The sequence below is a fragment of the Actinomyces johnsonii genome (genome assembly GCF_006546835.1).
GTDB lineage: Bacteria > Actinomycetota > Actinomycetes > Actinomycetales > Actinomycetaceae > Actinomyces > Actinomyces johnsonii.
In genome coordinates, this window is the sequence record NZ_VICB01000004.1 from 183,014 (window position 1) to 204,691 (window position 21,678).

The 21,678-nt window shown below is 67.7% G+C and carries 17 protein-coding genes; 14 read left to right on the top strand and 3 right to left on the bottom strand.

Features of this window, described 5'->3' with window-relative positions:
• Window positions 1-223 precede the first annotated feature (223 nt).
• The 8 genes from FK256_RS03565 to FK256_RS03600 all read left to right on the top strand — a co-directional run bounded on the left by FK256_RS03565 (window position 224) and on the right by FK256_RS03600 (window position 6,880).
• Entirely contained in the window at window positions 224-913 is a 690-nt protein-coding gene (locus FK256_RS03565) for a TetR/AcrR family transcriptional regulator (RefSeq protein ID WP_141423736.1), read from the top strand.
• Window positions 906-1,757 carry an ABC transporter ATP-binding protein gene (locus FK256_RS03570; protein ID WP_244936117.1) on the top strand — a complete coding sequence of 284 codons (852 nt, stop codon included), beginning with the start codon at window positions 906-908 and terminating at the stop codon, window positions 1,755-1,757. The genes FK256_RS03565 and FK256_RS03570 overlap by 8 nt, the downstream gene beginning before the upstream one ends.
• The gene (locus tag FK256_RS03575; protein ID WP_141423738.1) at window positions 1,754-2,485 is read left to right on the top strand and encodes a fluoroquinolone export ABC transporter permease subunit; all 732 of its coding nucleotides are present in this window, start codon (window positions 1,754-1,756) and stop codon (window positions 2,483-2,485) included. Before FK256_RS03570 ends, FK256_RS03575 begins: the two co-directional genes overlap by 4 nt.
• Window positions 2,482-3,204: a hypothetical protein gene (locus FK256_RS03580; RefSeq protein WP_141423739.1), complete on the top strand. Its 723-nt coding sequence runs from the start codon at window positions 2,482-2,484 to the stop codon at window positions 3,202-3,204. The genes FK256_RS03575 and FK256_RS03580 overlap by 4 nt, the downstream gene beginning before the upstream one ends.
• A 485-nt stretch (window positions 3,205-3,689) precedes the next feature.
• Window positions 3,690-4,328, top strand: coding sequence for an ATP-dependent Clp protease proteolytic subunit (locus tag FK256_RS03585; protein WP_009232293.1), 639 nt, complete (start codon window positions 3,690-3,692; stop codon window positions 4,326-4,328).
• A 1-nt stretch (window position 4,329) separates the two neighbouring features.
• Window positions 4,330-5,004 carry an ATP-dependent Clp protease proteolytic subunit gene (locus tag FK256_RS03590; protein ID WP_021606613.1) on the top strand — a complete coding sequence of 225 codons (675 nt, stop codon included), beginning with the start codon at window positions 4,330-4,332 and terminating at the stop codon, window positions 5,002-5,004.
• Between the two features lie 221 nt (window positions 5,005-5,225).
• Entirely contained in the window at window positions 5,226-6,527 is a 1,302-nt protein-coding gene (clpX, locus tag FK256_RS03595) for an ATP-dependent Clp protease ATP-binding subunit ClpX (protein WP_034474470.1), read from the top strand.
• Window positions 6,524-6,880: a chorismate mutase gene (locus tag FK256_RS03600; RefSeq protein WP_009232290.1), complete on the top strand. Its 357-nt coding sequence runs from the start codon at window positions 6,524-6,526 to the stop codon at window positions 6,878-6,880. Before clpX ends, FK256_RS03600 begins: the two co-directional genes overlap by 4 nt.
• Before the next feature lie 504 nt (window positions 6,881-7,384).
• On the opposite strand, the gene FK256_RS03610 is transcribed toward FK256_RS03600, so the two are convergent.
• Both FK256_RS03610 and FK256_RS03615 read right to left on the bottom strand, forming a co-directional pair.
• A complete protein-coding gene (locus tag FK256_RS03610; RefSeq protein ID WP_141423741.1) occupies window positions 7,385-9,286 on the bottom strand; it encodes an AMP-dependent synthetase/ligase in 1,902 nt (633 codons plus the stop codon).
• Between the two features lie 37 nt (window positions 9,287-9,323).
• Window positions 9,324-11,216 carry an AMP-dependent synthetase/ligase gene (locus tag FK256_RS03615; protein ID WP_141423742.1) on the bottom strand — a complete coding sequence of 631 codons (1,893 nt, stop codon included), beginning with the start codon at window positions 11,214-11,216 and terminating at the stop codon, window positions 9,324-9,326.
• Between the two features lie 309 nt (window positions 11,217-11,525).
• Between FK256_RS03615 and FK256_RS03620 the strand changes: the two genes are divergently transcribed.
• The 6 genes from FK256_RS03620 to FK256_RS03645 all read left to right on the top strand — a co-directional run bounded on the left by FK256_RS03620 (window position 11,526) and on the right by FK256_RS03645 (window position 18,830).
• Entirely contained in the window at window positions 11,526-12,818 is a 1,293-nt protein-coding gene (locus FK256_RS03620; RefSeq protein ID WP_141423743.1) for an ABC transporter substrate-binding protein, read from the top strand.
• A gap of 80 nt (window positions 12,819-12,898) precedes the next feature.
• Entirely contained in the window at window positions 12,899-13,936 is a 1,038-nt protein-coding gene (locus FK256_RS03625; protein WP_141423744.1) for a carbohydrate ABC transporter permease, read from the top strand.
• Entirely contained in the window at window positions 13,933-14,796 is an 864-nt protein-coding gene (locus FK256_RS03630; RefSeq protein ID WP_141423745.1) for a carbohydrate ABC transporter permease, read from the top strand. Before FK256_RS03625 ends, FK256_RS03630 begins: the two co-directional genes overlap by 4 nt.
• A gap of 207 nt (window positions 14,797-15,003) precedes the next feature.
• A complete protein-coding gene (locus FK256_RS03635) occupies window positions 15,004-16,770 on the top strand; it encodes a glycoside hydrolase family 13 protein (RefSeq protein ID WP_141423746.1) in 1,767 nt (588 codons plus the stop codon).
• Window positions 16,751-17,764 carry a LacI family DNA-binding transcriptional regulator gene (locus FK256_RS03640; RefSeq protein WP_021605915.1) on the top strand — a complete coding sequence of 338 codons (1,014 nt, stop codon included), beginning with the start codon at window positions 16,751-16,753 and terminating at the stop codon, window positions 17,762-17,764. The genes FK256_RS03635 and FK256_RS03640 overlap by 20 nt, the downstream gene beginning before the upstream one ends.
• A gap of 79 nt (window positions 17,765-17,843) precedes the next feature.
• Window positions 17,844-18,830 carry a hypothetical protein gene (locus FK256_RS03645; protein ID WP_141423747.1) on the top strand — a complete coding sequence of 329 codons (987 nt, stop codon included), beginning with the start codon at window positions 17,844-17,846 and terminating at the stop codon, window positions 18,828-18,830.
• Between the two features lie 4 nt (window positions 18,831-18,834).
• On the opposite strand, the gene valS is transcribed toward FK256_RS03645, so the two are convergent.
• Window positions 18,835-21,666, bottom strand: coding sequence for a valine--tRNA ligase (gene valS / locus FK256_RS03650; protein ID WP_141423748.1), 2,832 nt, complete (start codon window positions 21,664-21,666; stop codon window positions 18,835-18,837).
• Window positions 21,667-21,678: the final 12 nt, after the last annotated feature.

The following is a 21,678-nucleotide window of genomic DNA, read 5'->3' on the forward strand; positions in this document are numbered from 1 at the left end:
TGCTTGGCGCGGGGGTGGCCGGTTGTTGCGGGGGTGCCGTGATTCCGGGGTCTTCGTGGCCCTTGCTCTTGCCGTCTTGACCGTCTTGACCCGCTCCGTCGATTGGGGCGCGCTACTGCGGGTGCGGGTATGGGTGCGGGCCGGGACGCCGTTGACGGCGCGGATGGAAGCACTTACTCTGTGACTCAATAGTCATATGACTGGATAGTCATAGGAGGTTCTCATGCCCCGTTCCACCTTCTTCAACCTTCCCGAGGACAAGCGCGCCCGCGTCGTCGAGGCCCTCAAGGTCGAATTCGCCGCCCGCCCCTACGCCCGGGCGTCGGTCGACCGCGTCATCGGTGCCGCCGGCGTGTCCAAGGGCAGCTTCTACCAGTATTTCGACAACAAGGAGGACGCCTACGCCCACCTGGTGCGCGAACTCGTGAGCGCGAGTGTCGACCTGGCGGGGGCCGCCGTGCCCGAGGCCCCCTTCGAGGAGGTGCTCGCCGGCATCGTGCGGGGCAGCCGCGACTTCCACCTGCGCGACCCGCTGGGATGGGCCGTGCTCGCGCGCACCCTGGCCGACGACGCTCCGCCGATGCTCGAGTCCGACCAGTCCGTCTCCGGCAGCGTCCACCGATGGGCGGTCGCCGCCATCGCCGCCGGGCAGACGTCCGGTGAGCTGCGCGAGGACATTGATGCCGAGACCGCCGCCTGGATGATCGAGCGCGTGCTGCTTGGAACGCCCCACTACGTCATGAGCCGTTTCAACGTGGACCCCGAGCGCGTCGCCGCCGACAGCAGCGCCTTCGACCGGCCCGAGATCGACCGGGTGGCCGATGACGTCGTCGCTTTGCTGGTCTCCGCCCTCAAGGCGCCGTGCGTCCGCGAGGACCGGAATGGTGGCTACGGGGGCGAGGACCGTGCCTGAGACGATTGCGGTCCGCGGGCTCTCCTTCACCTACCGGGGCTCGGCTCATCCCGCGCTGGACGGCGTCGGTCTGTGCGTCGCCGAGGGCGAGATTCTCGGGCTACTGGGGCCCAGCGGTGCGGGCAAGTCCACCCTTCAGAGGATCCTGACCGGTCTGCTCACCGGGTACCGGGGCTCGGTGCGAGTGCTCGGCCGCGAGATCCGTGACTGGGGGCGCGAGGTCTACGAGCGCATCGGGGTCGCCTTCGAGACGCCCGTCTCCTTCAGGCACCTTACCCTGCGCGAGAACCTCGCCTACGTCGCCCGCCTATATCGCGGATCCGTCCGGGATCTGGAGGGCGTACTGGCCGCCGTCGGCCTCGCCGACGACGCGGATCTGCTCGCTGCGCACATGAGCAAGGGCATGGGCGTGCGCTTCAACGTTGCCCGTGCCCTCCTGCACGAACCCGAGCTGGTATTCCTCGACGAGCCCACCGCCGGCCTCGACCCGGTGGGGGTGCAGAGGATGGAGAAGCTCATCGCCGTTGAACGTGACAGGGGGCGCACCATCGTCGTCACCACCCACGATATGACCCTCGCTCATCGTGCCTGCGACCGGGTCGGATTCGTCGTCGACGGGCATCTCGTCGAGATCGGCATCCCGGGGGAGCTGTGCCGGCGCCACGGCAAGCGGGAGGTCCGCGTCACCTGGGACGGGGGTGGCAGCGTCTACCCCCTGGACGGTCTCGCCGATGATGCCTCCTTCTACGAGGTGCTGCGCACCCGGACGGTGCGCACGCTCCACTCGCGAGAGGCCGACCTGGCCGAGGTCTTCGCGTCCGTCACCGGTCGGGAGCTGTCATGACCGGGACCGGGGCGAGGCGTGCCACCGCAAGGCGCACTGCCGCCACTCTTGTACTCGACCTGCGGCGGCAGGCCGCGGCGGGGTATTGGTTCGTAGCCCTGCTCGCGGGGCTGACGGTCGGCGCCGTCCTGCTCTCGCTCGCCGGGGACCCGCTCCGCTGGTGGCCGCTCGTGGTCCTGTCCGAGCTGTCCATCACCTCGTTCTACTTCGCCGCCGTGCAGATCCTGCGCGAGCGGGGTGAGGGCATCCTCGCCGCCCAGGCCGTCACCCCGCTCGCGCCGGGGGAGTACCTGGTCGCGCTCGCCGGCTCCCTGTGCCTGCTCGCCTTCGCCGAGGTTGGTGCGCTGGTCCTCGCGGCCCACGGCGCGGCGGTGCTCTGGCCGGTCCTGGCCATCGGCGTGGCCCTCGTCTCCTGCCTCTACGTCCTCTACGGCGTCATCGTCGTTGCCGATTACGAGACCATAGGGGCCTTTCTGCTGCCCTCGGGGTTGTGGACCCTCGTCCTGGGCGTCCCCCTACTGCCCCTCCTCGGAGTCCCGGACGGGTGGTGGCTGTGGTGCCACCCGCTCCAGCCCGCCGTCGTCCTCATCGAGATCTCCTTCGGGACGCGCCCGGTCTGGGCCGCCGCGCCCTGCGCGCTGCTCGGGACCATCTGGTGCGCACTCCTCGCCCTGGCCGCCCGGGCGAGGCTGGTGCGCGCCGTCATCCCGAGAGGTGCGACGTCATGAGATTCCGCGCCGTGCTGGGGCTGTTGCCCGCCGATCTGCGCCGTCTGGCCCGTGACGAACTGCTGGTATGGATGCCCGCTGTGCCCCTCGCCATGGCCCTGGCCGCGCGACTCGGTGTGCCAGCGCTCCTGGGGTCCGTCGGCCCGGGCGGGGCAGGAGCCCGGGAGTGGACCGCCCGCATCGACGTGACCGCCTTCGCCATCGTCGTGCCGGTGCTGGTCGGGACAGTCGTGGGTTTCATGCTGCTGGGGGAGAAGGAGGACGGGGTCTGGTCGGTCCTCGCCGTCACGCCGGTGTCCCTGCGAGGCTACCTGATCTGGAGAGCCGCCGGCGCGGTGATCGTCGCGGCCGTCGCTTGCGGGGTATGCGTGTGGCTCGCCGACCTGAACGATCTGGGAGCGGCGCCCGCCGCCATCCTCGCCGCCACCGGCGCGCCCCTGGCCGGTGCCGTCGCCCTGGGACTGGCCGCCTGGGCGGGGGACACGATCCAGGGATTCGCCGCCGTCAAGCTGACCCTGATAGTCCTCGTTCTACCCGCCGTAGTGTCCCACGGTGCAGGGGCGTGGCAGTGGCCGCTCGCCGCGATTCCGAGCTGGTGGCCGGTGCGGGCCTACTGGGATCTGATCGACAAGGGGACCTGGTGGCCGGCATGGTTGTTGGGGGCCATCGCGGTCAACCTTACGGTCGTGGCGCTCGGGTGGCGCCGGGTCGTGCCGTGAGCTGCGGCGAAACCGTGAACCAGGCGGTTCTGGCGGCATTCGTGAGACGTTCCGGACCGGCGGACCCGGACGGAAAGGGGCCAGTCGTGCCCACACCTGTGACGAAGCTTCTGACTGAACCGTCGCCGGCGCAGGAAATCGCATGATTGACAGGGCTCTTGCTGGGGGTGGCGAGGAGCGCTGAAGGTCCCTTCGCAACAGACTCGGACGCACCCATCACCATCCGTACTTGATGAGCACCCCGCGCCCAGGATCGCCACCCCCTGTCACCGTTACCACGACCCCACCGCGCCGCCCCATCGACGCGATCTCCAAGCCCGCCCCTGTCGCGCCGATGGGTACCCTTCCCGCGGTTCCTGCGGTACTGCCCGGGCCGCCGACCTGCGGGCGGGAGCCTGCGCCGTGGGCGAAAAGGGCGTCATGGCGGGCATAGCGGACGGGGGCGTCGCGTTAGCGTTGGCGATACCGAACATGAGAGGACTGACGTGAGCGAGCTCTATACACCCGCTGCGGTCGCCCCGCCCCAGGCAGCCGACGTCAACGGTGCAGGCTTGGGGCTGACCGACTCCATCTACAACCGCCTCCTCAAGGAGCGCATTATCTGGCTCGGCTCCGAGGTGCGTGACGACAACGCCAACGCCATTTGCGCCCAGATGCTGCTGCTGGCCGCCGAGGATCCCGAGCGGGACATCTACCTCTACATCAACAGTCCCGGCGGCTCGGTCACCGCCGGCATGGCCATCTACGACACGATGCAGTACGTCCAGCCCGACGTCGCTACCGTGGCCACGGGCCTGGCCGCCTCCATGGGGCAGCACCTGCTGTCGGCAGGCGCCAAGGGCAAGCGCTATCTCACCCCGCACGCCCGCGTGCTCATGCACCAGCCCTCGGGTGGCGCCGGGGGGTCGGCCACGGACATCCGCATCAACGCCGACCTCATCATCAAGATGAAGCAGGAGCTCGCGGAGATCACGGCGGCCAACACCGGGCACACGGTGGAGGAGATCATCGCCGACTCCGACCGGGATCATTGGTTCTCGGCCCAGGAGGCCCTCGAGTACGGCTTCGTCGACCACATCGTGCGCTCCAGCCGGGAGATCGGCAAGCAGAACGGAGACAACTGACATGTCCTCGACCCGTCCCTACTTCGAGGCCGTCGCCCGCCAGGCCGGCGCCATGCCGCAGGCCCGCTACGTACTGCCCCAGTTCGAGGAGCGCACCGCCTACGGCTTCAAGCGTCAGGACCCCTACGCTAAGCTCTTCGAGGACCGCATCGTCTTCATGGGTGTTCAGGTCGACGACGCCTCGGCCGACGACATCATGGCCCAGCTGCTGGTCCTGGAGTCCCAGGACCCCGACGGCCTCATCACCATGTACATCAACAGTCCCGGCGGATCCTTCACGGCACTGACGGCCATCTACGACACCATGCAGTACATCAAGCCGCAGGTGCAGACCGTCTGCCTGGGGCAGGCCGCCTCCGCCGCCGCCGTCCTGCTGGCCGCTGGAAGCCCGGGCAAGCGCCTTGCCCTGCCCAACGCGCGCGTCCTCATCCACCAGCCCGCCATGGAGGGGATGCAGGGCCAGGCAAGCGACATCGAGATCGTTGCCGACGAGATCGACCGCATGCGCTCCTGGCTCGAGGACACCCTGGCCGCGCACACCGGCCAGGACCGCGAGAAGATCCACACCGATCTTGAACGGGACAAGATCCTCACGGCCGCGGCCGCCAAGGACTACGGGATCGTGGACCAGGTGCTCACCTCCCGCAAGGCGCCCGCCTCCCCGCATTCCTCCTGAAGGCGTCGTCGCTGCTTACGGTGCTCCCGCCGGCCTTGGCGGGAGCACCGACCGAGCAGCCGGTGAAAATGAAACGCGCAAACGCTGGCAGCATGGTGCCCAACGTGGCATATTGCGGACTGGACACGCCGCCATGTCCTCGATGCACCTGCCGGCTCAGCCCGTAGGCTGACGCAGGGTCACCCGGGCAGGGGGACCGATGACGAATCTGGAGGAAAACTGTGGCACGTAACGCTGAGAGTGTGGATCTGCTGAAGTGCTCCTTCTGCGGCAAGAGCCAAAAGCAGGTCAAGAAGCTCATCGCCGGGCCTGGTGTGTACATCTGCGACGAATGCATCGAGTTGTGCAACGAGATCGTCGATGAGGAATTGGGCGAGTCTGGTGCCGGTGTCCCCCTCGAGCTGCCCAAGCCCCAGGAGATCTTCGACTTCCTCAATCAGTACGTCATCGGGCAGGAGTCCGCCAAACGGGCGATGAGCGTGGCGGTCTACAACCACTACAAGCGTGTCCAGGTCAAGGAGCGCTCCGTGGCCGAGGGGGACGGCCTGGAGCTGGGCAAGTCCAACATCCTCCTACTGGGGCCCACCGGAACCGGCAAGACCCACCTGGCCCGCACCCTGGCCCGCCTCCTCGACGTCCCCTTCGCCATCGTTGACGCCACGGCGCTGACCGAAGCGGGTTACGTGGGCGAGGACGTGGAGAACATCCTTCTCAAGCTCATCCAGGCCGCCGACGGCGACGTCAAGCGCGCCGAGAAGGGCATCATCTACATCGACGAGATCGACAAGATCGGTCGTAAGGCGGAGAACCCCTCCATCACTCGAGACGTCTCCGGCGAGGGCGTCCAGCAGGCGCTGCTCAAGATCATCGAGGGCACTACGGCGTCGGTGCCCCCGGGGGGCGGGCGCAAGCACCCTCACCAGGAGTTCCTGGAGATCGATACCACCAACATCCTCTTCATCGCCGCTGGAGCCTTCGCCGGGATCGAGGAGATCGTGCGCCAACGCCAGCGCAAGGAGTCCGGCGCCCAGATGGTGGGCTTCGGCGCCCAGCTGGTTGGTGGTACGGGGTCCAAGGACGTCTTCACCTCCCCGGTGCGTCCTGAGGATCTTCACAAGTTCGGCCTCATCCCGGAGTTCATCGGCCGTCTGCCCGTTATCGCCACCGTTCAGGACCTGGGTGTGCGCGAGCTCGTGCGCGTCATGACCGAGCCCAAGAACGCCCTGGTCTCCCAGTACCAGTATCTCTTCAGCCTCGACGGCGTCGAGCTAGAGCTGACCGACGCCGCCATCGAAGCGGTGGCCTCCCTCGCCCTGGAGCGCAAGACCGGCGCCCGAGGACTGACCTCCATCGTGGAGGAAGTTCTGGGGCAGGCCATGTTCGAGGTCCCCTCCCTGCCCGAGGTCGGGCGCGTCGTCGTCGACGCCGATGCCGTGCGGGGAACAGGAAAGCCCAGCTACCAGGCAGGATCGGGCACACTTCGATCGGCTGCCAAAGCGGGGGAGCGGAGCCGAACCGCATGAGCAGGGGACAGGACGGCGTTCCCCCGCAGCTGGCCGTCTACCGCGCCACCATCGACAACCTCGACGCCGCCCTCGTTCATCTCCTGGCTGAGCGCTTCCGCTGCACTCAGCAGGTGGGCCTGCTCAAGGCCCGCCTGGACCTGCCGCCGGCCGACCCCGGACGCGAGCGCCAGCAGGTGGCGCGCTTACGGGCGCTGGCCGAGGAGGCCGGCCTCGACCCGGTCTTCGCTGAGAAGTTCTTCGCCTTCATCGTCGCCGAAGTCATCCAGCACCACGAGGAGATCCGCGACGGCCGTGGGGCCGAGCGCGCCCGGCAGGCGGGACTGGAGGCACCGACGGACGCAGCCGTCTAGGCGCGCTCCCGGTAACTCGCCTCGACGCCCGCCATTGGGAGCGGGTTGCGGAAGGAGGGGCGGTGGGTCGCTTAGCAGGCTCTATACCAGTGGATGTCGATGCCGCTGGGCGGTTCGGTCGTAAATGGGCGGTTGGGGAGGCGTCCCTTTGCGCGGGGTTGCGGCCTGTGGGTGTCGGGAGGGGCAGGCCGGGGAGCCGCCTGTGCTGCGCGGGCCTTGATCGGGAACGTACTTCGTGATCGGGAACTGCGTTGTCCCGCAGACGACTGGGGGCGGACGCCAGTGGTTTGCGGGATGGGTACGTTCTGGATGGGAAACGCAGTTCTCGATTGGCGGCCGCCCGTTCCGCGCCGCTGTCGAGGCGGGCAAGTGCCGACTAGTGGGGGTCGGGGCTGGTGCGGTGTCCGTCGTCTCGCGCCGCCTACCGACGCGGCGTCGCGGAAGCGTCCGCAAGCCCCGGGGCGACCCGGGGCAGCCGAGCCCAACAGACTCGCACAACTGCCCCTATTCCTGCGACGGCGAGGCAGCGGCGCTGGGGACGAGTGGCGTGCGCGTGTAGAGCGCGTCGATCTCCGCCGCGAAACGCTTCTCCGCCTCGGCACGGCGCACTTTGAGAGAGGGCGTGAGCAGGCCGTTGGCCACCGTGAAGTCCGTGGGAAGCACCTTGAAGGTTCGAATCGACTCTGCCCGTGAGACCGCCTCATTGGCTCTGGCCACTGCCCGCTCCAGCGCGGCGCGCACCCTCGGGTCCTGGGCGGCGTCGACCACGGTCATCTCCTCCAGGCCGTGGGACGACAGCCACAGCGGCAGCATCTCCGCGTCCAGCGTGACGAGAGCCCCGACGCACGGCCGGTTCTCACCCACGACGAGCACCTGACTGACCAGCGGGTGGCCCCGCAGCCGGTCCTCCAGGGGAGCCGGGGCGACGTTCTTACCCCCGGCGGTCACGATGAGCTCCTTCTTGCGCCCCGTGATCCGCAGGAACCCCTCGGCGCCCTCGAAGGACCCGATGTCACCGGTGCGTAGCCAGCCGTCGGCGGTGAAGGCTTCGGCCGTGGCCTCGGGATTGTTGTGGTAGCCGGTGAAGGTGCCGATGCCCCGAACCAGGATCTCCCCGTCCCCGTCGAGGCGGACCGCACAGCCGGGAAGCGGCGTGCCGACGGTACCGATCCGGGTGGCGCCTGGCAGGTTCACGGCGCAGGGCCCCATCGTCTCGGTCAGGCCGTAGCCCTCCAGGACGGTGACCCCCGCGCCGCGGTAGAAGTGCCCCAGGCGCTCGCCCAGCGGCCCGCCCCCGGAGATCACATGGGTGACCTGCCCGCCCAGGACGGAGCGCAGGGTGGAGAAGACGATCCGGTCGAAAGCCGCGCGCTGGGCCTTCAGCCTGCGCGACGGTCCCTCGGGGGTGTCCAGGGCCCGTGAGTAGGCGATCGCGGTCTTAGCCGCCAGACGGAAGACTTTCTGCCTGGCGCCGGTCGCCTTGGCGTCCGCGGCGTTGTAGATTTTCTCAAAGACGCGAGGCACGGCCAGAACCGCGGTGGGTTGGAAAGAGCCCAGGTCCGCCACCAGGTTGCGCACATCGGGCACATGGCCCAGGACGCCCGAGCGCGAGCAGACGATCGCGATTTCTACGAACCGGCCGAGCACATGGGCCAGTGGCAGGAACAGCAGGAATCGGACCTCCGCCCCGCCCAGGACCTCGGGCACATGGGGGCAGACGTTGACGCACAGGTGCACCAGGTTGCCGTGGCTGAGCTCGACGCCCTTGGGACGGCCCGTGGTGCCCGACGTGTAGACGATCGTCGCCAGGGACTGCGAGGTCAGGGCCGCGCTGCGCTGGTCGAGCTCGGCGGGCTCCACACCCCGACCGGCCTCGATGAGCCCCAGGACGTCTTGGCGCTCCACGCACAGGACGCGCAGGTCCGCCAGTTCGGGCACGGTGGAGGTCAGAGCGCCGATCATCGCGGCCATGGCCTCGTTCTCCACGACCATGAGCTTCACCCCGGCGTCGGTGAGGATCCACTGGGCCTGATCGGCCGACGAGGTCTCGTAGACGGGGACCACGACGAGCCCCGCCTCCCAGGCGGCGAAGTCCAGCAGCGTCCACTCGTACGAGGTGTGAGACATGATGCCCACGGCGTCGCCTGGTTTGAGCCCTTCGGCCACCAATCCCGCGGCGACCTCGCGCACTTGGGCACGGAAAGCGCTGGCACTCATCTCGCGCCAGCGCCGCCCCAACGGGGACTTGCGGGCGATGAGCCCGCCGTCGGGATTGCGGCGCACGCGCTCGGCCAGTGCCCAGGGTGTCGTCATGCCGTCGTGGACCGGGATCAGCAGCTCGGTGGCGTGCTCGCCGGACGGGTCGGAGGAGACGGCATCGGCCGGGGAGGTGGAGGCGTCGGTCATGGTGGCAAGTATGCCCGGCCCGGACAGCCGGAGGCGTCTACTCCTGCGGTCCTTTGCGCGTGGAGCTGTAGATGTCCGCGATGACTTCGGCGTGAGCTTCCATCACCGGACCGCGCTTGACCTTCAGCGACGGCGTGAGCAGGCCATTGGCTTCGGTGAAGTCGGTGGTCAGTACCCTGAAGGCGCGAATCGACTCGGCCCGGGAGACCGCGCGGTTCGTGCGCGCCACGGCCCGGTCCAGGGCGGCGAGCACCTGCGGATGGGTGGAGGCCTCGACGACGTCCATGGCCGGCAGCCCGTGGTTGCGCAGCCACTGGGGGAGCATCTCCTTGTCCAGCGTGATGAGCGCGGCGATGAAGGGCTCCTCGTCCCCGACGACGAGCACCTGGCTGATGAGCGGATGACCGCGCAGCCGGTCCTCCAGCTGGGCAGGGGCGACGTTCTTACCACCGGCGGTGACGATGAGCTCCTTCTTGCGCCCGGTGATGCGCAGGTAGCCGTCGTCGTCGAGAGCGCCGATGTCGCCGGTGCGGAACCATCCGTCGGCCGTGAAGGACTCGGCAGTCGCCTTGGGGTTGTTGTGGTAGGTGGAGAAGACGCCCAGGCCCCGTACCTGGATCTCGTCGTCCTCGCCGATGCGGATCTCATTGCCGCACACGGGTGGGCCGACAGTGCCGATCTTGTTGAGCCAGTCGGTGTTGACACTGACCGGACCGATCGTCTCGGTCAGGCCGTAGCCCTCCAGGATGACTAGCCCCAGTCCGCGGTAGAAGTGCCCCAGGCGCTGACCCAGTGGTCCTCCACCGGAGATGATGAAACGGGCGTTGGGGCCCATGAGGGCCCGGATCTTGCGGAAGACCAGGCGGTCGGCGACCGCGTGGGCCCGGCGTAGCGCGGGGGAGGGCCCGGTGGGGGTGTCCAGGGCGCGGGAGTAGGAGATGGCGACCTTAGCGGCCCAGCGGAACAGTTTGAGCCTGGCGCCGCTGCCGGCCTTGGCGTCCGCGGCGTTGTAGATCTTCTCCAGGACGCGAGGGACGGCCAGGACGTAGGAGGGGGCGAAGGACTGCAAGTCCGGCAGGAGTGTCTTGACATCGGGGGTGTGCCCCAGCACCCCCTCCCCGGCCAGGGACAGCAGTTGGAGGCAGCGCGCGTAGACGTGGGCCAGCGGCAGGAACAGCAGGAGGCGCACATGGGTGCCCCACAGGACGCCGGGCAGGTAGCGCACCCCGTGGTAGGGAATGCCGACGGCGTTGCGGTGGGTGAGCTCCACGCCCTTGGGGCGGCCGGTCGTGCCGGAGGTGTAGATGATGGAGTAGACGTCGTCGACCCTGAGGGCGTTGGAGCGCTGGTCCACCTGCGAGGGGCTGACGCCCGAGCCGGCCTGGACGATCGTCGTGATGGCGTCGGAGTCCAGGGCGAGGACCTCCACCGTGTGCTCGATGCCAGCGACAGCGCCGCGCACGAGCTCGGCCAGGGTGCCGCTCTCGGTGATGACCAGGCACACGTCGGAGTCGGAGACGATCCACTCGACCTGCTCGGCTGAGCTCGTCTCGTAGATGGGGACCGAGATCAAGCCGGCGCGGGCGATGGCCATGTCCAGCAGGAACCAATCGTAGGAGGTATGCGCCATGATGCCGACGGCGCTGCCCGCTTTCAGCCCCATGCCGATGAGGCCGGCAGCCACATGGGCCACCTCCTCGCCGAAGGTACGGGCCGAGACCTCCTGCCAGCCGCCTGACAGAGGCGACTTGCGGGCCACGAGTGGCTTGTCGCCGCTGCGGGCGATGCGATCGGCCAGCAGCCATGGAACCGACCAGTGCGCCTCGGGCTGGAAGGGGATCTCAGTACCGGAGACCCCGCCGGCCATATGGCCGGGGTAGCGCGGTGATCTGGTGCTGTTGCCGTGGGATGAGGAGGGACGAGAGCTCACGGTTTCATTGTGTCAGGCAGCTCGAGGGGCGGCGCTCCGTTGTGGTGAGAGAACCGGTGGGCTGCTGTGGAGGTTTTCACAGGCGAGGCCTGACGGCCTTGCGGAGATCGTGGGGCGGTGACGTCCGGTGGGGTGCTTCGGGATGGGAGTTCCTCTGAAGTGCGCGAAGGAACGAAGATGAAACGGATTGACCGACCGGTTACAGATGTGTAACGTGGATCTCATGCCCAAGTCGACGCGCGTCGACACTGTGGGTCCTTCCGGAACGGAGTCGGTGGGCTCCGGAACAGTTTCAAGGAGGAAACACGCATGACACCCCTACCCCGTCGTCAGTTCATCCAGGGTTCTGCCCTGGCGGCGGCGCTGGCCTCAATGGCGGCCTGCTCCACCTCCAGCGGGAACGACGACGGTCCCGTCACCTTTGAAGGCACCGGACCGATCACCTGGGTTCAGGGCAAGGACAACTCCGGCGGCAAGGTGCAGGCCAGGATCGATGAGTGGAACAAGGCCAACCCCGGCGAGGAGGTCAAGCTCATCGAGCTCTCCGCGGAGGCCGACCAACAGCGCACGGCATTGGTCAATGCCGCCAGGATCAACTCCAACGCCTACGACGTCGTCTCCCTGGACAACGTCTGGGTCTCCGAGTTCGCCGCCAACCGGTGGGTGGTCGAGCTGCCCGAGGACGAACTCAAGAACGACGATATCCTTGAGCCCGTCTGGCAGACGGGTGTCTATAAGGACAAGTTCTTCGCCGTTCCGTTCCACACGGATGCCCCGGTGATGTTCTACCGCAAGGACTTCCTGGCGGAGGCCGGCGTCGCGGTTCCCACGACCTGGGACGAGGTCAAGGCTGCCATCGACGCGGTGCGGGCCCTGCCCGGTCACGAGAACATCGGCGGCTTCGGAGGGCAGTTCGCCAAGTACGAGGGCCTGACCTGCTGCGCCTCGGAGTTCATCCACACCGCCGGCGGGGGCTTCTACGACCCGGATAACCAAGTGATCGTCGACTCTGCCGAATCGGTCACCGGTCTGCAGTGGCTCATCGACGGCTTCTCCCAGAACTACATCCCCAAGGAGTCCCTGGAGTGGAAGGAGGAGGACGGCCGCAATGCCTTTGAGGCGGGCAACCTTCTCTTCTACCGTCAGTGGCCCTACCAGTACGCCAATAACAAGGAGGCCCTGGGGACGGAGAAGTTCGACGTCGCCGCCCTTCCGAGTATCGACGGCAAGGACTTCGTGCCGACCCTGGGCGGGCACAACTGCGCCATTACCAAGGGATCGAAGAACAAGGCCACCGCCTTGAAGTTCGTCAAGTGGTGGATCAGCGAGGACTCCGAACGCTACCAACTGGAAACTCAGACACTCGCACCGATCCTCGGGTCGCTCTACGAGGACGCCGATCTGCTGCAGAAGTTCCCCTACCTGCCGATCCTCAGGCAGAGTCTTGAGAACGCCAAGAGCCGTCCTCAGGCCGTCTACTACGGCGACGTCACCGCGAAGATCCAGGACAACATCTACCCCGCGATCCAGCAGCCGGGGAGTAAGGCGGCCAAGGACGTCATCGCCAGCCTGAGCAACGACCTGAAGAAGCTGGAGGGGTAAGGCCACGGCAACGGCCGCCGCCGCGAGTGGCGCCCCTGAGACAAACCGGTCATGTCAACAAGGACGGTCAAAGGACACTCATGAGTACAACGACGCACTCCGAACAAGTCGTCAACCGCCAGTCCAAGAGCTCCAAGGCCCAGGCCCGTCTGGCCTGGATGCTCATCTCTCCGACGGTGCTGGTGCTGACCATCGTCATTCTCATCCCCATCGCCCAATCCCTCTACCAGTCGCTCTTCGGGCGACCCCGCCTGGAGGACGACGGCTTCTTCTCCACGACCGAGCCGTTCGTGGGCCTGAAGAACTACACCGATATCTTCTCCGGTGCAGGCGAACGGTTCTGGGTGGCCTTCTACAACACCACCCTCTTCGGCGTGGTCACCGTGGTCCTGGAGACCATCCTCGGTGTGGCCATGGCGCTTATCATGCACAAGGCGATGAAGGGACGCGGCATCGTGCGTGCCTCCATCCTCGTTCCCTGGGCGATCCCCACCGCCGTCTCCGCCATCCTGTGGGGCTGGATCTTCAACCAGAACGGTGTCGCCAACGCGATCCTGGGCCAGCACGTCATGTGGGCCTCGGGGGATCTGAGCGCCAAGATGGCCATCATCATCGCCGACGTGTGGAAGACGGCTCCCTACATCGGGTTGCTCACCCTGGCTGGGCTCCAGCTCATCCCCGACGAGGTCTATGAGGCTGCCAAGATCGACGGTGCGAGCGCCTGGAAGCGTTTCACCTCCATCACCCTTCCGCTGGTCAAGCCTGCGCTCGTCGTGGCCGTGGTCTTCCGGGCCCTGGACGCCCTGCGCATGTTCGACCTGCCCTACATCCTTATCGGTCCTAGGAAGAGCAGCGTGGAGACCCTCTCCATGCTGGTCCAGGACGAGAGCTCCAACTCCCGCTACGGCAGTGCCGCGGCCTACGCCCTCATCCTGTTCCTTTACGTCTTCGTCTTCGCCATCGCCTTCCTGAAGATCACCAACACCGACCTCAGCGGTAACGACGAGGCTCGGCGCAAGCGCAATGAGCGCAAGCTGCCGGTCAGCGCCTTCTTCAAGCGCTCCGGCTCCTCGACCCCGGCCTCCCAGACGGCTACCGAAAGGAATCAGCAGGCATGAGCACCTCCACCGCTGTACCGGTTCGCAAGACCAAGAGGGACTGGGGAAGCCTCTTCTCCAACGTCGGAATCGTCCTCATCGTCATCTACTGCCTGGCGCCCTTCTACTGGATGCTGGTCTCCTCGCTGCGCCCTGACAGCGAGATCTTCGAGAACAGCTGGTGGCCCCGCCACCCCTCCTTCGAGAACTACAAGGCGGTCTTCTCCTCGAAGAACGACTTCGCCAACGGCCTCATCAACTCCCTCATCGTCTCGATCGTCGTGACGATCGTGGCACTGGCCGTGGCGACCTTCACCGCCTACGCCCTGGCACGCCTCGACTTCCGGGGCAAGGGCCTGCTCATGCTCCTCATCATCGCCACCTCGATGTTCCCGCTCGTGGCCATCATCGTGCCCCTGCTGAAGAACTTCGCCGCCTGGGGCTGGACGGACACCTACCAAGCGATGATCGTCCCGGACCTGTCCTTCTCCCTGCCCCTGGCCGTGTGGAACCTGACGAGCTTCTTCAGGCAGATGCCCCAGGAGCTCGAGCAGTCCGCCATGGTCGATGGATGCACCCCCGGCCAAGCCTTCCGCAAGGTCATCCTCCCTCTGGCCGCGCCGGGCATCTTCACCACCGCCATCATCATCTTCATCGGCGCCTGGAACGAGTTCCTCGTGGCCGTCACGATGATCATCAAACCCTCGATGCAGCCGGCCACGGTGCTGCTGTCGAAGTTCACCGGTGATTCCCAGTTCAACACGCCCTTCGGCTCTCAGATGGCGGCCGGCGTCATCATGACGTTGCCGCTGGTGCTCATGGTGCTCTTCTTCCAGCGTCGCATCGTGGCGGGTCTGGCCGCCGGCGGACTCAAGCAGTAGTGCCGGCGCGGCCAGAACCCGGATCGCTGTAGGGTTTGTCCGCCACAGGCTCTCTCTGCGGGACGGCAGTATCGCGCCGCCGTCCCGCAGAGGACGTCTGTGACTCCCGCCGGCTCAAGGGGCATCTTTCTCTGTACGTCTCTGCTCTTCTCCTTCCTCCTTCTCTCTCACCTCGCCGCAGCGTTGCGGCCCGACCAGGACCCGCCCATGACCTCGACCAGCTCCTGCTCTCAGAGCCTCGTGCCGCGCACAGACACCGATGCCTGGTGGCGCGACGCCGTCATCTACCAGATCTATCCCCGCTCCTTCGCCGACACCAACGGCGACGGGATCGGCGACATCCAGGGCATCCGCGGGCACGTCGACTACCTGGCCGCGCTCGGTATCGATGCCGTGTGGCTTTCGCCGTTCTACCCCTCGCCCCAGGTCGACGCCGGCTACGACGTCTCCGACTACTTCGATCTGGCCCTCGAGTACGGATCCCTGGAAGACCTCGACGCCCTCATCGCCGATCTCCACGAAGCCGGCATCCGCGTGGTCATCGACCTGGTGCCCAACCACTCCTCCGACCAGCACGAATGGTTCCGCTCCGCCCTGGCCGCAGGCCCGGGCTCCCCCGAGCGCGACCGCTACATCTTCCGCCATAGCGACGACGGCGCCCCGAACAACTGGGGCTCGCTGTTCGGAGGCTCCGCCTGGCAGCCGGTCGAGCCGCTCACCGGCCGCAGCCGGGACCGCGGTTGGTACTACCTCCACCTGTTCGCCGCCGAGCAGCCCGACTTCAACTGGTCCAACGAGGACGTCCACGAGCACTTCCGCACCTTCCTGCGCTTCTGGGTGGAGCGGGGCATCGACGGGTTTCGTGTCGACGTCGCTCACGGACTGGTCAAGGCCGAGGGTCTGCCCGATGACGACCTCGGCCCGGACCGGTGGAACGTCGTTGCAGCAGAAGACGAGGATGCTGCCGCCGCCCGTGAGAAGCTGCCTGACGTCGGCCCCGCCTTCAACCAGCCCGGGGTCCACGACATCTACCGCGAGTGGCGCAGTGTCCTGAACGAGGTCGGCACGGACATCCTCATGGTCGCCGAAGCCTGGGTACCCACCGAGGCGGATGCCGCCCTGTACGTGCGCGCAGACGAGATGAGCCAGGCCTTCAACTTCCCCTTCCTGACCGCCGGGTGGGACGCCGCTGAGCTGCGCCGCGTCATCGACGTCTCCCTGGCCGAGTACGGTGCCGTCGGGGCTCCGGCCACCTGGGTGCTGTCCAACCACGACGTCGTACGCCACGCCTCCCGCCTGGCCTACCCCGCCGACATGGACACCAACCCTGGGATCGGACCGAACGACCCCCAGCCCGACGCCGAGCTTGGCCTGGCCCGGGCGCGCGCCGCGACCCTGTTCATGCTGGGGCTGCCCGGCAGCGCCTACCTCTACCAGGGGGAGGAGCTGGGACTGCCCGAGCACACCACCATGGAGGACGAGGCCCGCCAGGACCCCTTGTGGGAGCGCACTAACCACCTCGTGCCGGGGCGCGACGGCTGCCGGGTTCCCCTGCCCTGGACTCGGGACGGGGTCTCCTACGGGTACAACACCACCGGTCGTACTTGGCTGCCCCAGCCCGAAGGGTGGGGCGACTACTCGCCTGAGGCCCAGGAAGGGCTCGAGGACTCCACCCTCGCCCTGTACCGGCGGGCCATCGCCCTGCGGCGCGAGCGCCGGCTCGGGCACGGGGCTGTGGAGTGGCTGGCGTCAGAGCCCGGAGTCCTTTTCCTGCGCAACGGAGTGACAGGTGTCGTCCTCAACACCACTGAGCATCCGGTGATGATCGAGGACACCGGCAGGCCTCTCATCATCTCTTGGCATTCTGCCGATCGGGGCGGGGCAGATGCTACGGAAACCGTCGTCCTGCCGCCCAATGGCGCCTGTTGGCTGGATCTTCCGCAAGGAGGACCTGATGGCGGCGACCCGTGCTGACGTAGCCCGAGCGGCGGGGGTGTCGCCCTCGACCGTCACCTATGTCCTGTCCGGACAGCGCTCGACGCGCTCGAGCACCCGGGAGCGGGTCATGCGGGCCGTGCGCGAGCTCGACTACCACCCCAATACCGCTGCCCGTTCTCTGGCCTCGCCGGTGCTGCGCACCGTGGGGGTACTGTTCCGACGTCAGCGCTCGACCATTGACGCCAATGACCTCGACTACGTCGACGGCATTCGCCGGGCCCTGGAACCCAGCGGACTCCAGGTCGTCATCCCGGTCATGACATCTTCGGCGCCGCTGATCGAGCTGCGCTCACTCGTGCGCTCGGGATCGCTGGGCGGTGTCATCCTCATGGATGTGTCTCAGGGCGATGAGCGTGAGGCGATGCTCCTGGAGGAGAAGATCCCCACTGTTCTCATCGGATCCTCCGGCTGCACCGTCGGGGCGCCGGGCGTCGACACCGACTTCGCCCAGATGGCGCACGAAGCCGTGAAGCACCTGGCCGGGCTCGGGCACCGGCGCATCGTCGCACTCATGCGGGAGACCAGCGCCGACGACGCCCATGCGCGCCAGGACCAGGCCCAGGAGCTTCTGCGTGCCGCGGTCGACCTGGGGGTGGATGTCCTGGTGCGCCAGGTTCCGGAGCTGGCGCTGGCCGGAAGCGAGATTGTGGGAGCGGACGGACTGGTGGAGGGGCGCAGCGCCGTCGTCTCCAACAACCCTGCCGCCCTGGTGGGGCTCGCCTGTGCGGCGCAGGCCCACGGGCTGTCCATTCCCACCGACCTGTCCGTACTCACCCTCGGGGTCACGGAGTGCCGCGGGCGGCAGGGAGAGGCCTTCAGCGAGTTCAGCGTGGACCGCGAGGCGATGGGAACTGCCGCGGGCTCGATCCTGATAGCCTGCCTGAGGGGAGAACCGGAGCCGGCAGAGCATCGCACGCTCATGCCCGTCTTCCTCAGGAACCGCGGATCCACGGTGCGCTGCCGGAGCTGAGGAGCAGACACGAAACCACCCGCATAGTTGCACGATGTGCCAGACTCAGCGGTGAGTCGATGTTGCTGAGGATGATGGGATGGCGCCGAGTAGAACCCGCGTGGTCAACACTCTGATCGGCCTCCTGACCGTGGCCGTGGTCGGTCTGACCGTCCTTCCGTGGCTGGTCCCCAGGATTCAGGAGGCGGTGCGGGACAAACCCAACTCCGACCGGGTTCTGGCGGCGGTCAAAGAGCATCAGGCGGTGATCGACGCCGAGCGGACCGATCCCGAGGCCTCCACTGGGGCCTCCCCACCCATGCGAGCCGAAGAGACCATCCGTACCGAGCGTGATCGGCTCGCCCAGATGGGAATTCGGTGGAGGGACGTCAAGAGCGAAGTGAAACTCGTCAAGGCGGCATTCCATGACAATGGGACTGTGCGCGCTACTACGAAGGTCACGACGAGCATGATCTATGGAGACTCCTCCGATGTCGTGACTACAGAGGTGGTCCCGCATGTTCTGACTCTCACCGGTAGTGACGGAGCCGGCTACAAGGTGGTACAGGATGTCATCATCGAGCCCGAGCTGACGGGGAGCCCTCCGGACAGGGCGCATGTCGCGCGGGCGGTCACCGCTGCGTTCGGTGCGATCGCCCTGGCGGCGATGGCCCTGTCCTGGTGGAAGCGCAGCCGTACACCCCACATGTCCCTCACACCCCGCGTGTTCCCCTGGTTCAGGTTCGGTTGCGCGTTCGCGTTGGCGATCGGGCTCGCCTGGATGTTCACCGTCGACAACGCCGAGGTTGAGGACGAGTTCGGCGCCGGATCGGTGTTGTGCATGCGGGAGCGCTTCTCCACGCTCGAGTTCGGGTACTTCTCCCACGACTGCGTCGTGCAGAGCCGGATCGACGTCCTTGCAGCATTGCTGACCGCGATCGTCATCGTCCTCATCGAGTACCGGATCCTGCTGAGCCTTGAGGCGAGAACCAATCGCGTGAGCCTGCCCGGTGCGTCCCAGAACGACGACGGTGGCGCCACCCCAGGACGGGGCGGCGCCACCGTTCGTCAGAAGACCGGCTGCTAGCGGCTCACTTCTTCTTGGCCGGCTTGGCCGGGGCCTCACCAAGCTCGGCGGCCGTGACAGTCACCGATGCGGCTGCGTCGGCCGACTCGGAGTCCGCGGCCTGGGCGGCCTGCTCCACGGTGAAGGTGCCGGTCACCTTGGCCGCCTCGGTCAGGTCCGCACGCACCGCCTCAATAGCCTCGGCGTACTCGGGCCGGTCGGCGGCGACGGCCAGCGTCACCGAGAGGATCGGCGTCTTCTGGCTCGTCTTAGCTTCCGACTTCACCTTGCGCAGCGCCGCCAGGGCAGCCCCGGCGCGGGCGACCAGCTCGGCGTCGGCCCCCGCGGAGGCCTCACGCAGGCCGGTTGATTCCGGCCAGGCCGCCCGGTGCACCGAGCCGCTGCGGTACCAGCTCCACACCTCCTCGGTGGCGAAGGGCAGGAAGGGGGCCAGCAGGCGCACGAAGGTGTCCACCGCGATCGCCAACGTCGCCCGCGCCGAGCGGACGGCGGCGGGCTCGTGAGAGCCGTCGAAGTCATTGGCCCGGTCCTTGACCAGCTCGATGTAGTCATCGCAGAAGGTCCAGAAGAAGGACTCGGTGACCTCCAGGGCGCGGGCGTGCCCGAAGCCCTCGAAGGCGGCCGTGGCGGTGTCGACGACGTCGGCCAGCGCGGCCAGGACCGCCCGGTCGATCGGCTCGCTGACCACCGAGGCGTCCAGGCAGGGGGCGGGCGCCGCGGCCACGGTGGCCTCGTCCGCGTCCCACGGGATCCCCATGGACAGGGCGAACTTGGAGGCGTTGAGGACCTTGATGGCCAGGCGACGGCCGATCTTGATCTGGGTCTCCTCGAAGGCCGCGTCCAGGCCCAGGCGCGCCGAGCTGGCCCAGTAGCGCACGGCGTCGGAGCCGTACTGCTCCAGCAGGCCCATGGGGGTGACGACATTGCCCTTCGACTTGGACATCTTCTTGTGGTCGGAGTCCAGGATCCAGCCGGACAGGCCGGCGTTCTGCCACGGCAGGGCCGCGAACTCCAGGTCCGCGCGCACCACCGAGGTGAACAGCCAGGTGCGGATGATGTCCTGGCCCTGCGGGCGCAGGTCCATCGGGTAGACCCGGCCGAAGAGGTCCTCGTCGGTCAGCCAGCCCGAGGCCAGCTGGGGTGACAGGGAGGAGGTGGCCCAGGTGTCCATGATGTCGAACTCGCCGACGAAGCCGCCGGGCTTGCCGCGCTGGTCCTCGGTGTAGCCGGACGGGACGTCGGAGGAGGGGTCCACCGGCAGCTCGGACTCGTCCGGGGTCAGGATCGCGTCGTAGTCGACCTCGCCGTCGGAGCCCACCTTGTACCACAGCGGGAAGGGGACGCCGAAAAAGCGCTGGCGCGAGACCAGCCAGTCGTTGTTGAGGCCCCGCACCCAGTTCTCGTAGCGCACGCGCATGAAGTCCGGGTGAAACTCCAGCTGGCGGCCGCGCTCCAGCAGCTCGTCGCGCAGATCGGCGCCGGAGGTCGGGTTCGTCCACTCCTTACCGCCGTTGCGGATGTACCACTGGCGGGAGGTGACGATCTCCAGGGGCTTGTCGCCCTTCTCAAAGAAGTTCGTCTGACGCACCGTCTTGACGGGCTCGCCGCGCATCTCACCGGTCTGCGCCAGGTGGGCCACGATGGCCTCGCGGGCGGAGAAGGTGGTCTTGCCGGCCATGGCCCCGTACGCCTCGCGGCCGGCCTCGGAGGTGATCCACTCGGGTGTCTCGGTCTCGATGCGCCCGTCCTTGCGCAGGATGGCGCGCAGCGGCAGCTGCAGGTCGCGCCACCAGTCGATGTCGGTGGTGTCTCCGAAGGTGCAGCACATGGCGATACCGGCGCCCTTGTCCTTCTCCGCGGCCGGGTGGGGCAGGACCGGCACCTTGACGCCGAAGACGGGGGAGGACACCGTGGTGCCGAACAGGGGCTGGTAGCGCTCGTCATCGGGGTGGGCCACGAGGGCCACGCAGGCGGGCAGCAGCTCGGGACGGGTTGTCTCGATGCACACGTCGATGCCGTTCTCCACCGGGGCGCCGGCGGCCTCGGCCTTGGCGGCGGCCTCCTCGTCCACGATATGGAAGGCCAGACGGTGGTAGAAGCCGGGGTACTCGCGCGACTCCAGCTCGGCCTGAGCCACCGCCGTCTGGAAGGTGACGTCCCACAGGCCGGGCGCCGCCGCCTGGTAGGCCTCACCGCGCTCAAGGTTGTGCAGGAAGGCGGTCTGGGCGACCTTGCGGGCCCGCTCCCCGATGGTCTGGTAGGTGTGCGACCAGTCCACGCTCAGGCCGAGCCGGCGCCACAGGGCCTCGAACTGCTTCTCGTCCTCGACCGTGAGGCGCTCGCACAGCTCGACGAAGTTGCGACGCGAGACCGGCACCTGGTCGCGGGCCTTGATCGACTTGCCCTCGCCGCCGGTGTGCGGCGGGGTGAAGTCTGGGTCGTAGGGAAGGGAGGGGTCGCAGCGCACTCCGAAGTAGTTCTGGACGCGGCGCTCGGTGGGCAGGCCGTTGTCGTCCCAGCCCATGGGGTAGAACACCGCCTTGCCGCGCATGCGCTGGAAGCGGGCCACTGTGTCGGTGTGGGTGTAGGAGAAGACGTGCCCCACGTGCAGGGAGCCGGAGACCGTCGGCGGCGGGGTGTCGATGGAGAAGACCTCCGCCCGCTCGGCGCTGCGGTCGAAGGCGTAGGTTCCCTCGGACTCCCAGCGCTCGCCCCAGGCGGTCTCCAGGCCGTCGGTCGACACCTTGGCCGGCACTCGCGGGCTGTGAGGCTCGGAGGGCAGCAGACGGCTGGACGATGACGGGGCAGCGGCGGGGCTCGTGGGGGTCTCAGACATGAGGCCGATTCT

Bases quoted from the DNA above. Each gene is read 5' to 3' on its own strand.
- FK256_RS03565 (WP_141423736.1), top strand. From the start codon at position 224: ATGCCCCGTTCCACCTTCTTCAACCTTCCCGAGGACAAGCGCGCCCGC.
- FK256_RS03575 (WP_141423738.1), top strand. From the start codon at position 1,754: ATGACCGGGACCGGGGCGAGGCGTGCCACCGCAAGGCGCACTGCCGCC.
- FK256_RS03580 (WP_141423739.1), top strand. From the start codon at position 2,482: ATGAGATTCCGCGCCGTGCTGGGGCTGTTGCCCGCCGATCTGCGCCGT.
- FK256_RS03590 (WP_021606613.1), top strand. From the start codon at position 4,330: ATGTCCTCGACCCGTCCCTACTTCGAGGCCGTCGCCCGCCAGGCCGGC.
- FK256_RS03600 (WP_009232290.1), top strand. From the start codon at position 6,524: ATGAGCAGGGGACAGGACGGCGTTCCCCCGCAGCTGGCCGTCTACCGC.
- FK256_RS03610 (WP_141423741.1), bottom strand. From the start codon at position 9,286: ATGACCGACGCCTCCACCTCCCCGGCCGATGCCGTCTCCTCCGACCCG.
- FK256_RS03620 (WP_141423743.1), top strand. From the start codon at position 11,526: ATGACACCCCTACCCCGTCGTCAGTTCATCCAGGGTTCTGCCCTGGCG.
- FK256_RS03625 (WP_141423744.1), top strand. From the start codon at position 12,899: ATGAGTACAACGACGCACTCCGAACAAGTCGTCAACCGCCAGTCCAAG.
- FK256_RS03630 (WP_141423745.1), top strand. From the start codon at position 13,933: ATGAGCACCTCCACCGCTGTACCGGTTCGCAAGACCAAGAGGGACTGG.
- FK256_RS03635 (WP_141423746.1), top strand. From the start codon at position 15,004: ATGACCTCGACCAGCTCCTGCTCTCAGAGCCTCGTGCCGCGCACAGAC.
- FK256_RS03640 (WP_021605915.1), top strand. From the start codon at position 16,751: ATGGCGGCGACCCGTGCTGACGTAGCCCGAGCGGCGGGGGTGTCGCCC.
- FK256_RS03645 (WP_141423747.1), top strand. From the start codon at position 17,844: ATGGCGCCGAGTAGAACCCGCGTGGTCAACACTCTGATCGGCCTCCTG.
- valS (WP_141423748.1), bottom strand. From the start codon at position 21,666: ATGTCTGAGACCCCCACGAGCCCCGCCGCTGCCCCGTCATCGTCCAGC.